Source organism: Ktedonosporobacter rubrisoli (assembly GCF_004208415.1).
GTDB classification, from domain to species: domain Bacteria; phylum Chloroflexota; class Ktedonobacteria; order Ktedonobacterales; family Ktedonobacteraceae; genus Ktedonosporobacter; species Ktedonosporobacter rubrisoli.
In genome coordinates this window covers 8,449,934-8,462,554 of sequence record NZ_CP035758.1, presented here as the reverse complement: position 1 = coordinate 8,462,554, position 12,621 = coordinate 8,449,934, and the positions used below count along the sequence as shown (strand labels likewise).

General features: G+C 51.5%; 9 protein-coding genes. 7 read left to right on the top strand and 2 right to left on the bottom strand.

Translation table 11 applies throughout. From position 1 onward, the window contains the following. Positions 1-64 precede the first annotated feature (64 nt). The gene (locus tag EPA93_RS36785; RefSeq protein WP_129892300.1) at positions 65-1,501 is read right to left on the bottom strand and encodes an MFS transporter; all 1,437 of its coding nucleotides are present in this window, start codon (positions 1,499-1,501) and stop codon (positions 65-67) included. Between the two features lie 265 nt (positions 1,502-1,766). Between EPA93_RS36785 and EPA93_RS36780 the strand changes: the two genes are divergently transcribed. The 5 genes from EPA93_RS36780 (at position 1,767) to EPA93_RS36760 (ending at position 7,796) form a co-directional block, all read left to right on the top strand. Continuing rightward, positions 1,767-2,117, top strand: coding sequence for a protein kinase domain-containing protein (locus EPA93_RS36780; protein ID WP_129892299.1), 351 nt, complete (start codon positions 1,767-1,769; stop codon positions 2,115-2,117). A 617-nt stretch (positions 2,118-2,734) separates the two neighbouring features. Beyond that, the gene (locus EPA93_RS36775; protein WP_129892298.1) at positions 2,735-2,968 is read left to right on the top strand and encodes a hypothetical protein; all 234 of its coding nucleotides are present in this window, start codon (positions 2,735-2,737) and stop codon (positions 2,966-2,968) included. Between the two features lie 319 nt (positions 2,969-3,287). After that, entirely contained in the window at positions 3,288-3,995 is a 708-nt protein-coding gene (locus EPA93_RS36770) for an alpha/beta fold hydrolase (protein WP_129892297.1), read from the top strand. Between the two features lie 807 nt (positions 3,996-4,802). Further along, entirely contained in the window at positions 4,803-6,218 is a 1,416-nt protein-coding gene (locus tag EPA93_RS36765) for a hypothetical protein (RefSeq protein ID WP_129892296.1), read from the top strand. 162 nt (positions 6,219-6,380) lie between these two features. Further along, a complete protein-coding gene (locus tag EPA93_RS36760; protein WP_129892295.1) occupies positions 6,381-7,796 on the top strand; it encodes a hypothetical protein in 1,416 nt (471 codons plus the stop codon). A 93-nt stretch (positions 7,797-7,889) separates the two neighbouring features. Here EPA93_RS36760 and EPA93_RS36755 read toward each other — a convergent pair whose 3' ends face one another. Further along, positions 7,890-8,444 (bottom strand): GNAT family N-acetyltransferase, encoded by a 555-nt coding sequence (locus EPA93_RS36755; RefSeq protein WP_165423639.1) that lies wholly within the window; start codon positions 8,442-8,444, stop codon positions 7,890-7,892. Positions 8,445-8,793: 349 nt separating this feature from the next. Here EPA93_RS36755 and EPA93_RS36750 point away from each other — a divergent pair, with 349 nt between their 5' ends. After that, on the top strand, positions 8,794-9,270 hold the full coding sequence (locus EPA93_RS36750; protein WP_129892293.1) for a hypothetical protein: 477 nt from the start codon (positions 8,794-8,796) through the stop codon (positions 9,268-9,270). Positions 9,271-9,408: 138 nt separating this feature from the next. Then, entirely contained in the window at positions 9,409-12,591 is a 3,183-nt protein-coding gene (locus EPA93_RS36745; RefSeq protein WP_129892292.1) for an ATP-binding protein, read from the top strand. Positions 12,592-12,621 lie beyond the last annotated feature (30 nt).

Below are 12,621 nucleotides of genomic sequence, written 5' to 3'. Positions count from 1 at the left end.
ATAGCTTTTCCGCCATCACCAGCGGCCGGATAGGCCAGACAGGCCCCTCCGACCGAAGGCTACATTATGACTTTAGCTCAACAGGATGTTTGTCTACCTGCACAACAAAAGACCTCGCAGGCTCGATTTTACGCACAGCAAAGAACGAAAGCCCAGCGGCGATCAGGAAAACCAGCCCGGCAATAATCATCGCTACACGCATCCCCGGAATGAAAGCGCTAATGCTACCAACCAGCGAGCCCAGCAGCGCTACACCCAGCGCGCTACCAGCCTGGCGCCCGGCATTGAGGACCGCCGAGGCAATCGATGAGCGCTCGCGCGGAGCCGATTCGATACAAGTTGTCGTCATAGCCGGCATATTAAAGGACATCCCAAAGCCAATCCCCATCAGCGCGATACAGGTGATGAGAAAGGGCGTATTGCGATCTACTATGCACATAACCATAAAACCTGCAGCCCCTATCAGCGATCCGATCACCATTGGTACGCGCGGACCCACTCGCGCTGAGACTCGTCCCGAGAGCCATGAGGCAAACCAGACTAACCCTGACTCTGGCAGAAGCGCCAGGCCGGTCAGCAGTGGAGAATAGCCCTTGATCTGCTGAAAGAAGAGGTTGATAATAAAGAGCTGACCATAAAAGCCAAAATTGAGCAGGACGCCAACAATATTGGCAGCCGAGAACGAGGCCGAAGAGAAGAGGCCCAGCGGGAGCATCGGGCTGCTTGCCCGCCGCTCGATGAGCAAAAAGGCAACGATCGCCAGCCCACAAACTAGCAAGCTTGACCAGATCGGCCAGGCCTGCCAACCCAGATGACTGCCCTCATTAAAGGCAAAGGTAAGGGTTCCCAGCGCCACGATTCCTGCCAGCTGGGCCGGAATATCAAAGCCTCTCTGCGCTAAACGTGGCGATGTTCCGACAAAGCGCGCGGTCAGCAGAAAACCCAGCAAGCCAACCGGCACATTAACCAGGAAGGTGCTTCGCCAGCCCAGCCAGTTGATCAGCAGGCCTCCCACAACCGGCCCTGTCGCGGCGGCAATTCCAGCCACGCCGCCCCAGACCCCGATAGCGCGTACGCGCTCCTGTGGCGTCTCAAAGGTGTGGTTGAGCAAGGCCAGGGAGGGAGGAACAAGCAGCGCGGCCCCAATTCCCTGAAACACACGCGCTGCTATCAATATCTCCACAGAAGCGGCAAGGCCACAGAGGGCCGAAGCCACGGTAAACACGATGAGCCCTAGCAAGAAGATGCCTTTATTGCCCAGACGATCGCCCAGCGCCCCGACCGTGAGCAAGAGGCTGGCAAAGACCAACAGGTAGCTATCGATCACCCATTGGACGGCTATATGTGTCGTGTTGAGTTGCGTTTCGAGGACGGGCGCTACGACATTCACAATCGTCGAATCCAGAATAACCATAAAGTAGCCAAGGCAGAGCGCAATCAGTGCCAGCGTTCCACCTCGCTTAGCTTGTTTGTCAGCTACCATTTCAGAGCTCGATTTCATACTTTCCTTTAACCCTTTTACAGTGTTAACAATTTAATCATCCCCAGTATATAGCCAGAATATTTCACGTTGGCCCGAAATATAGCTATGCCCCACCAGCAACTTTTTTTGCCTTCGCAAGAGCTCCCCCTAACGTTTCTAAGCTACTGTACTTCAAGCTCTTCCGGCTGTATAATACATAATCAGTTAAGCAGTCACACGATCAAGATCGCGAAAACGCTACGCGCGGCGTGGGACAGGCCGCACGTACGGGGATGCAGGATGTGTGGAATCAGGAGGAGATCGCCATGTCAGATCACGCCGAGCAGCAGTTCGGTATTATCGCTTAATGAGTCAACTTAGTCGGGGATGCTTCGCCGAAGCCTATCTTGGTAAGCATATTCATCTCGGCACACGAGCCACCATCAAAGTACTCTCCAGGCACCTCTTAAGCGAAGATCTTACCAAGTTTGAACAGGAAGCCTGCACAATTGCACACCTGGTCCATCCAAATATCATACGAGTCTTTGACCTCGGCTCGGCAGACAATACGCTCTACCTCGTTATGGACTACGCTCCCAGCGGCACCTTACGCGAGCGCCATCCCAAAGGCCAGGGCCAGTTCTTGTTGGAGTAGCTGCCATTTCTGTCTCTTCCAACACAACTCGCTTATTCTATAATATGCTACTGTTTAAATGACAGCTACAATTAAAGCCTATTTCACCTATACTATCCCAGACATATTGCAATACATCTATTGGTATGTTACCATTTTAGAGGGACTCAAATGGGCAAAAGCATATCCTATTTTACCTATTTTGAGTAACAAACAGTAGCTATCTGCAGCGCGAGACCTTATTATGTAAAGGGGGGTAATTGCATAGATAGGTGGTACACCTTAGTTTCGGCAGAACAGGGTCGTCATGGAGACCTTAAGCGGGCCGAACAAGATGCTCAACGGAGTAGTGGTGGTTCTACTCCGGAAAAGTCTTACCGGGCGCTATCAGGATTTTTCTGCGTAGCCGTCGCCGTCAGGATTTTTTTTCACGACATTGGCGGTGTCCCTCTCTATCAAGAAGCATTTTCATCGTACCACTCTGTGTTCGTAGATCCATGAGCAGGGCTTACTTTTCAGAGGCAGATCTCGCTTTGTGAGAAGAGCTTCTTCCGAGAAGCTTTCTCCCTCTTAAGAGCAAGCAGAAAATAATAATGTATGGTGCTTTGCTCATGAAGAGCAATAAGAAAGGGGTCAAAATGAAAATCTTTTCTCGATTTTTCGTATTATGTGCATTGCTTATCTGTCTATCCGCCGCCTTCTTGCTAGGCCTGACAGCACTATCTTCTGCTACCAATACAGCGGGTCCATTTACGGCAAACCAGTATAACGATCTCTCTAGAGCAAATGTATCTACTACAGGACATCCCAGCGGAACATTGATTGCCAGAGGCCAGTCGGAAGCTCAGACTCTCTCCTGGGTATGGGACTAAGTTTTACAAACATTTAGAGGCTATTTTAGGATAGATAATTCTCTATAACAGGCAGAAGTGGCTTGCTCTCGCGCAGGCTGCTTCTGCCCATTTCTTTGCCTGGAAGCTACGTTAGATAACCTATTTTAGGCAATTCCCCAGTGCTTGCTCATTTTCTCATTCCTCACCTTTACTGCGTTCCCTCGCCTTTTCTTTTTCATGCACTGAAGGCAAAGAGACCAATCTTAATGCAAATCTAACAAAAAACATTAGAAAATTTGTTATCATATTTGAAATAGAACATAGGTATTGTTCGCAAAGTATATATAAGGAGTAGTTCATGAATACTTACGTGTTCGTCCATGGCGAATGGCACGGGGGTTGGTGCTGGCATAAAGTTGTTCCCTTGCTCAGCCAGGCGGGTCATAAAGCTGTCGCCTTCGATCTCCCCGGACATGGGCAAGATAAAACTTCACTGCTCGATGTCACGCTCGAATCATATATCAGGCGCGCGTGCCAGGTAGTAGAAGCTCAAAGCGGGCCTGTGATTCTGGTTGGGCATGGAATGGCCGGCCTGGTCCTTTCAGAGGTTGCTGAAGCGTGTCCGCAAAAAATCAAAACGCTGGTTTATCTCTCGGCCTTTCTCTTACCAAATGGCCACAGCTTTCTCGAATCCGTTGCTCGCGACCCACATGTGCCACCTCCAGGAGTTATGGACGCGACGGGCACATTCCTTACTTTGCCCGAAGACAAACTTATCGACATGCTCTACAACGATTGCTGCCCCTCAGACATCGAAGATGCCCGCAGACATATTACGCCCGAACCCTTTGCCCCTATGCTCACGCCTATCCATATCACCGTGGCCAACTTTGGCAGCATGCCGCGCATTTATATTCAGACACTACGTGACCAGATGTTGCCACTTTCTTCGCAGAAGCGCTTCTATACCACTGTCCCCTGTCATAAAATCCTATCTCTTAATACGGGACACGCACCCTTTTATTCTGCCCCCCAGGATCTCGTTAAGCACTTGCTATCGCTCTAACATAGAAAAGGCTGCTATATAGCAGGCTGTTTGCCAACTTTCTGTTCAAATTCTATCTATTACAGCTAGCGCAAGGGGTCTCCTGATCAAACTTAGTTAAGCTGTCCTGCACTCTTGTAGCCCTCCGGCTCTTTTCTTCCCCACCGGACTCTCTTAAGAGATACCAGCTTTTTGCCTTCAATAACAGGAGCTTCAGAGATACTTATCAGGCTCATACCTTCATCATGGCCCGCTAGAATGAGTTCAAGTAAGCAAACGTTTATGAGCCCAACTTCTTCTCATCAGGAGGTTAAGAGGATGACGTTAAATTTTTTGCACGTTATACAAGATAAAATATACCTTGCATATTATTCTCCTGATATGCTACAATAGCGAAAGAGAGCAAAGCGATCCAGATAAAGGACTAAATCTTTTCACAAGAAGATTGCGTCCTGCTGGAACGGGGCTTGAAAGAAACGAGACCAGCACTGCTACTTGTGTATGCTTTTCCAGGCATGCGGCTCTCTTCCTGCTAAGCCCGACTTACGGGGCTAAAGTAGCAGAGGACATCCAACATAAACCTTTCTTCCATGGCAAGGAGCTTGCTTCAAAAGAGGAGCTCCTTGCTGCGAAAAACTATACTCGCTAGCTTAGCACGCTTAAATTTTCATATCCAAAAGCACTTGTATAAAGCTCTCATACTGATTAGAATAGGACATTGAGGGTATTTATAAGCTTATCTATTCAGACTCTTACTATTCGGCTCAAAGCATATATCACATTACTAACTGCATAAAAACTCTGCTTCCAATAAATGAGGATTTGCTGATGAAACCTACACAACGCTATAGCCCTGTGCACTTAGCTGGCCTTCTCACACTGACCTTCGTGTTGAGCCTGTTCTTCCCGGCCTGCGACGAGGCCCCGGCTACGCCTGCCCAGGTTCCTCATCCCGGTTACACAGCCAGCTCACCAGGGCCACAATGCGATCACGGGTCCGGCCAGTGGGATGTTGCTAAGCAATACTATACGCAGGACAAAAAAAATGTTGTGCAGGACAAATACACAACGCTCTCCTGCCAGAAAGATGGCCTGCAGATAATGCGCAGCGGCGACTATTTCGAGCCCAGCAAGGTTTACTTTCTCGGTCCCAATGCTGACAAAAGCACAAAGTTTCCCAATAATTACCGCCTGCAAGTCGATGCGCGCATCACCTCGCCCCAGGATTATGCCTGGGCTGGCCTTATCGTGCACGCCCAATATCCATCCTACGGCTACGATGTTTTCGCTGTCTCTGCTATAGGAGAATGGTCCGTAGAGCGCTATGGAAGCGCCGCAGAGAATTTCGAACAAGGTTTAGCTGGAGGCTTCCTTTCTCAACCCCTCAAAGCCTTCACGCTCACTGCCCAAGTAGAAGGTGCTCTTATGCGCTTTAGTGTCAATGGTCGCCCGGTCACGACAGTCACGGACCCTACCTTCGCCAACAACTTTGCCATGGGCTTCTGGATGTACAATGGGAGTGATCAGCAGCCGATCTCCGTGCATTTCTCGCATTTCAGCTACGTTCCTTTGCCCGACAAGAGCAGCCTGGCACCACTCACCGCGCAAATTACACCTCCGAATATCGCTCAATCTATCCAGCACTGGCAAATACCATACGAGGCGCGCGCTCCCGGCTTCGATTGTGACAAAGGAGGAGCCGAGTGGGACCCACCTCGCGTTCTTAGTGCAGAAAATAACCTTAGCCTGAGATGCCAGGATAACGGGCAACTCTTTATGGATAATAATAGCAGTGGTTTCTTTGATGAAGAATACTTCTATGGGTTCGACGGCAATCTGCCTAACGATTACAGCGTTTCCGTTCAGCTCGATACAAGCCAGCTAGGCGGCAATGGCTGTGCGGGCCTGGGAGCTCATGTTTACAGAAACGGCAGCACAGGTTACCTCTTTTCCATCTGCCGAGCAAGCGATGCCACTCAGCCGGACAATTGGAAGGTTGTCCGCTACGATGCTCCAACGAAAAATTCACAACTGGCTACAGGCACGTTTCCTCATAGTGACGTAATCACTATGAATATCCTGCTCAAGGGAAATCAGGAAACCTATAGTTTAAATGGAAAGCAGGTAGCCTCTACAAACGATCCTAACGACCCTTCCGGCTATGTTGAACTCTTTTTGAATCAAGGTAAGGGAAGTTCCGGTTCTGTGATCTTTTCCAATTTTGTCTTTGCCCCGCTTCTTTGAGCGAGCACAGCCAGGAAGAATCTCTTTCAAGGCGTGTCTTTGGCCCAGGACAGGAGAAGATAAAGCTCAGGCGAAGTCGAGTACGGGCTGCGAGGCTATGCGCAGGCAGCTAGCCTGCCGTCCCTGGCTCCCGCTCTTTTATCAATAAATGAGGATTTGCTGATGAAATCTATACAACACTGCAGCCCTGTGCAATTAGCCAGCCTTATTGCTCTGACCTTCGTGCTGAGCCTGTTTCTCCCGGCCTGCAACGAGTCTCCGACTGCACCTGCCCAGATTCCCCATCCCGGTTATACAACGAACGCACCAGGGCCACAATGCGATCACGGGTCCGGCCAATGGGACGTTGCGAAGCAATACTACACGCAGGACAAAAAAAATATTGTGCAGGATAAATACACCACGCTCTCCTGCCAGATGGATGGTACGCAGCTAACGCGCAGCGGCGACTATTATGAGCCCAGCAAGGTTTACTTTCTCGGTCCCAATGCTGACAAGAGCACAAAGTTTCCCAAAAATTACCGCGTGCAAGTTGACGCACGCATTAGCTCTCCCCAGGATTATGCCTGGGCCGGCCTTATCGTGCATACTCAATACCCAGCTTATGGCTATGATGTTTTCGCTGTCTCTGCTATGGGGAGCTGGATAGTAGAGCGCTATGGGAACGACAAAGAGAATTTCGAGTACCATCTAGCCGGGGGCTACCTCCCTGAGTCCCTCAAAGCCTTCACGCTCACCGCCGAGGTAGAAGGCGCTCTTATGCGCTTTAGCGTCAATGGTCGCCCGGTCACGACAGCCACGGACCCTACCTTCGCCAACAACTTTGCCGTAGGCTTCTGGATGTCCAACGGAAGTGATCAACAGCCGGTCTCCGCGCTTTTCTCGCATTTCAGCTACGTTCCATTGCCCGACAAGAGCAGCCTGGCACCACTCACCGCGCAAATTACACCTCCAAATATCGCTCAAGCCATCGACAAAGCCCAGATGCCATACGAGGCGCGTGTCCCCGGCTTCGATTGTGATAAAGGAGGAGCCATGTGGGACCCACCTCGCGTTCTTAGTGCAGGAAATAATCTTAGCCTGAGATGCCAGGATAACGGGCAACTCTTTATGATCAATAACAGCTCAGGGTTCCTCTATGAAGAGTTCTTCCATCTGTATGACGATAACATGCCTAACGATTACAGCGTTTCCGTTCAAATCGATACCAGCCAGCTCGGCAGTGATGGCTGCGCAGGCCTTGGAGCTCATATATTCAGAGGCGATAACTCTGGTTACCGCTTTTTCATCTGCCGCCCGAGCGACACGCATCAGCCGGATCATTGGGAAGTAGATCGCTATGATAGCCCAAGCAAAATTTCTACTCTGAGCTCAGGCACGATTCCTCACAGCGATAAATATACGATGACCGTTACAGCCAAAGACAAACAGCAGAGCCTTATTTTGAATGGAAAGCAGGTCGCTTCCACCAGCGATTCCAACAATCCTTATGGGTATGTTACACTCTTTTCCTCACAGGATAAGGGAGGTTCCGGTTCGGCAGTCTTTTCCAATTTTGTCTTTGCTCCGCTTCTTTGAGCGAGCGGGGCTAGAATGAGATTCTTTCAGGGCGTGTTTTTGGTCCAGGACAGGAGAAGATAAAGCTAAATCGAGTACAAGCTGAAAGATAGCTCATTTGACAAATCTGGCCATCGCCAGGAGATCGACATATGTGCCATCCAACAATTTTATCTGGCGTTTAAGCCTGCCTTCTTGCTCAAAGCCTAACGAGGTATAAAGCGCGATAGCTCGCGTGTTGCTGGCGAAGACCTGCAAACAGAGCTTCTCGATGAGAGGGTGCGCCTCTCCCCATTCAATTAAGCTTTGAAGCAAGGCCTTACCTACTCCTTGCCCACGCCATTGCGCGGCAACGCTCATGCCCAGTTCCCCTTGATGAGCTATACGCTTGCGTACGCCATGCATAAAATTGAGCATCCCAATCAGTTGATGATCATTCTCGGCAAGAATGATCACATCAGCCAGCGAAGCACAGACATTTTGAATCCAGAGCTTCTCATCCTCAATCGTGTAGCGAAACTCCTCAGGGGTCGTGAGCAGAAACGCGCTCTCCGCCATTACAGAATGTGCGAGCATAAGCACCTGCCTGGCATCCTCAGTCTGTGCAGAACGAATATCGATAGTTTTTCCCGTCTTCAATCTGACTTGCTTTGCCGAAACGATACTCATGTTTTTTCCTTTTCGCAGACTATACTCTACCATTAACCGCTCTATAGTACTATCATATCCCCTGCTCGTCATACCTCACCATATTAGCTATTTGTACCTACCCATACGTACCATTATGGATATTTTCTTATCATTTTAGCTGTATAAGATGCATTTTTATTTCCTACACCGCGCAATAGAGCTCATGTTTAGAGGCTTTTCTACTGTTTTGCACTACTATATGCGTTTTCAACAGCAATTACCACTATCTATTTTGCCTGTTTTCTGCTACAATGATAATAAATTCACACTATTATCATGCTAACGGCTCCAATTAATTAAGCGAGGCAAATAGATGGGTAAGAGATACATGCTATTAAGATATATGGAAAACCAGGATAAAGCGGGAGCTTCAAAGAATAAATCCTGGCTCTGGGCTGGACTATTTGGTATCCCACTGAGTATTATTCAGTACGCTCTTATCTTTCTAAACGACAACAATCTATTTTCCTCCAAATGGGTGATTCTCTCTTTTGTCCTCTACTTGCTGGCTCCCGTCTTGCCTGGCCTACAGGCCTCACTACACACGCAGCGCATTACGATGGGAAGTCGGATAGGCCTGGCTATTGGCGTTTCCAGTACGCTGCTTCTGGCCATAATCACCGGCCTGCATATCTGGACCAGCGGAGATCTACCTACCGAATCGCTATTACTCCCGCTCAACGTTCTCGTGCTCGCCGTCATCTCTTATATCACGCTCATCAATCTGGTTGGTATTATCTTTGCCGTAGCAGGGGGAACCATCGGGGGAATGATTGGGAAACGGCATATGCACCTTTCCCCTTAGTTCTCTGCTTTTCTCCGATCGATAATCTATATTCTATTCTGCTCCTCTTTTTGTTATAATGAAAGCGCTTCAGCTATTTATGCCACAAGCACATACGCGACAGATGACGTATGAGTTTGCTACTCGGGGAAGATCAGAATGCAAGAAGAGAGAAAACTCGTTACTATTTTCTTTGCCGATGTGACCGGTTCAACAGCCCTTGGCGAAACGCTTGATCCCGAGGACGTACGCGCTTTAATGAGCCGCTATTATGACCACGCTCGCGAGGTTATATCCAGCCATGGAGGCACGCTAGAAAAGTTCATTGGGGACGCCGTGATGGCAGTTTTCGGCCTGCCATACGCCCATGAAGATGATGCCGAGCGAGCGCTGGCCGCGGCCCTGGCGCTGTGCCAGGCTGTCGAGCAAGATAATGTGCTGGGCGAGGACTTTCAGTTGCGTATCGGGGTCAACACAGGTGAGGTGATCGCGACAAGCGATGTCTCACGCGGCGACTTTCTGGTTACCGGAGACGCCGTAAATACTGCTGCCCGCTTGCAGCAGCACGCAGCTCCGGGCGAGATCGTTGCCAGCGAGCGCACAAGGGGAGCCACACGCAGAAATTTTCTGTTTAAGGAAGCGCGCCAGATTGAGGTAAAAGGGAAACGCCAGCCATTACGTATCTTTCCTCTAGCCAGCCGACGCCTGACGCCGCTGGATGAAAGCCCGCCCTTCATGGGCCGCACATACGATTTGCAACAGCTTGATCTCCTCTGGAGGCGCGTGCAGGAAGAACGCCGTCCGCAGATAGTTTGCCTGCTGGCGCCTGCCGGATTGGGAAAGACCCGGCTGATCGAGGAGTTCCTCAAACGGCTCTCTCCCACCACACAATGCCACGTGACGATACAGCATAATCAGCCCTTTGGCCAGACCATGGGCAGCAGTCGCGCCCTGCTCAATGGCTTGCTCGGGGAGGAGACGAAGCGTGCTCAGCTCATCCAGGCCTTTAGAGATAACAGCCATCGGGAGAGGGATGCCATCCAGCTGACGGATACCATCCTGGCCTCGCTGGGTCTGGAAAATGCTGGCAAGGTTGATCAGGAAGGCTCATTCATTGCCTGGCGCCTCCTCATTGAGTCCCTGGCTCAGCATGTTCCGCATATTATCGTCATCGAAGATCTTCACTGGGCTACCGATAGCCAGCTTGATTTTATCGAGCGCACCATCGATATGCGCATCCAGGCTCCGGTTTTACTGATTACTACCACACGGGCCGAGCTCTTTGACCGTCGCCCACAATGGGGAGGCGGGCGCCCGAACTTTCTCTCGCTGGCCCTGCCACCGCTGCCCGATGCCCATATAGGCGAACTAGCCAGGCATCTGCTGCCCGATGCTGCGGAGGCCGCTTGCGCGCAAATTATTACGCGCTCGGCCGGCAATCCTTTCTTCGCCCTTGAGCTTATCCGTGGCCTGTCGGAACACACTCCGGCTGACATAAGCGCAATTACGCTGCCCGATACCATTCATGCCGCGATCCTGGCCCGCTGCGACCTCTTAGCCACTCGCGAACGCCGCATCCTGCAAACAGCTTCAGTGGCGACCCGGACCTTTCGCGCCGAAATGCTGCAGGCCGTGCAGGCCGAGTACAGTCAGCCCGAAATCGAGGCGGCCCTTGATGAACTGCTCTTACGCGGGCTGCTTGTGCTCGATGAGGGTGCAGCCTTTGCCTTCTCGCATGTGACGATTCGCGATGTGATTTATAGCACGCTCTCGCGCGCCGAGCGCATTCGCCTGCATGCCTGCATTGCAACGTGGCTAGAAAGCCAGACGGATCAACCTGCCAATCTACAGGCGGAATCCATCGCCTATCACTATCTTGAGGCGGTCAAGCTCTCACGCCAATCGGCCATTGCCCTGAAACTACCAGTTCCCGAGGAGACCATCCTTAGCGCCCTAAAACGGGCCGGGAGACTGGCCAGCAACGCTGGAGCTTTTGCCGAGGCACAGAACTATCTTAAGGGCGCCGTTGACATCGCCTCCGCGCCTGCGCAGATCGAGCTATTAGAGTTCCTTGGCGATTGTGCCGGCTGGGGCTCAGTTGCTGTCGATGCTTACGCTAAGGCTCTGGAGCTATGGCGCCAGACCGGCGAGACCACGCAAGCCGATCCGCTGACAGGCGCACGCCTTTTGCGCAAGCTATTGATCCAGCTCACCCGTGGTGGCTCCTCACTCGAATACAGCCAGGAGGAGCTGTTAGCAATATCTCAGAAGATGAAGGAACTGGCCGAGGTAGCTAACGACGAAGACGAGCTCTGGCATAGTCGCGTTGCCAAAATCTTTCTTGTTAGCCATACGCCACAGACTGATCCGGGGCGCTGGGAGGAACTGCGGGACGTCGGTCTACAGGCTGCTGAGTATTTCGAGCGTAAACAGAGCTGGAGCGACTTCAGCGAGGCGCTTGACGGCTATGCGTCGCTCTCGCTACGCCTTGGCAAGTATCAGGCGGTCCTCGAAGCCTCGCAGAGGCGTCTTGCGGCCCCCGAGCTAACGGCGATGGAGCGCGGCGATGCCGTGCATATGGTTGCCACTGCCAGTATGCTTGACGGCCATTATGATCTTGGGATTGCTACACTAGAAGAGGAGCTGGCGCGTATCGGTCCCGGCCAATCCTTACTTCATCTTGGCTCGGGGATCGCTGACGCACTTATCGTTGCCTATATCTCTGGACACTGGAACGACAACGGCAAGCTACAAGCGGCCCTGGAGACCTGGCATTATCAGGCTCAGCACGATAAAACCTTGCTGCGCTTTGCAATCTCCGGCTATCTGGCCCTGTTGATGATAGCGCTGGCCCGCGAAGATCAGGCCAGCATAGAGCGAATGTCGGCCATCCTCTCCCGTATCTCTCTGCCACACGGTTTTGCCCTCTCCACGTTTCTGACCATGCTCCAGACGGATAGCCCTCCCACTGCAGATATCCCTTTTGGTGAGGATATAATCTTGCACAGATTCCTGTTTATCGAGCGCGGCTGGCCCATCCCAAAGGCCTTATTGCGGCCAAAAAATCTTCTCGGCGTTGGCGAGCTGGATACCATAAGCCTGGCTCTCGCGCAAGCCCTGGCAGATGAGAATATGGAGCAATTCGCTAAGGCTATCGATGAGGCCGAAAGCCACAATTTGCCTGTTCTCGCGGCCCGCTCGCGCATTGTGCTGGCCCAGCGCACAGGCGATAGCAAGCAGCTTGCCCGCGCTCGCCCCATCCTTGAGCAGTTGCAGGATCGCCAGTACTTGCGCCGCCTGGAGGCCGTGGCGGCGAAGCTGCCTGTCTCTCCCACTGAATAGGCAGCCTTGCTTTGCTAACATGTAGACAAA

Coding starts and splice junctions, on each gene's coding strand:
- EPA93_RS36775 (WP_129892298.1), top strand. CDS start 2,735: ATGAAAATCTTTTCTCGATTTTTCGTATTATGTGCATTGCTTATCTGT.
- EPA93_RS36755 (WP_165423639.1), bottom strand. CDS start 8,444: ATGAGTATCGTTTCGGCAAAGCAAGTCAGATTGAAGACGGGAAAAACT.
- EPA93_RS36760 (WP_129892295.1), top strand. CDS start 6,381: ATGAAATCTATACAACACTGCAGCCCTGTGCAATTAGCCAGCCTTATT.
- EPA93_RS36745 (WP_129892292.1), top strand. CDS start 9,409: ATGCAAGAAGAGAGAAAACTCGTTACTATTTTCTTTGCCGATGTGACC.
- EPA93_RS36770 (WP_129892297.1), top strand. CDS start 3,288: ATGAATACTTACGTGTTCGTCCATGGCGAATGGCACGGGGGTTGGTGC.
- EPA93_RS36765 (WP_129892296.1), top strand. CDS start 4,803: ATGAAACCTACACAACGCTATAGCCCTGTGCACTTAGCTGGCCTTCTC.
- EPA93_RS36750 (WP_129892293.1), top strand. CDS start 8,794: ATGCTATTAAGATATATGGAAAACCAGGATAAAGCGGGAGCTTCAAAG.
- EPA93_RS36785 (WP_129892300.1), bottom strand. CDS start 1,501: ATGAAATCGAGCTCTGAAATGGTAGCTGACAAACAAGCTAAGCGAGGT.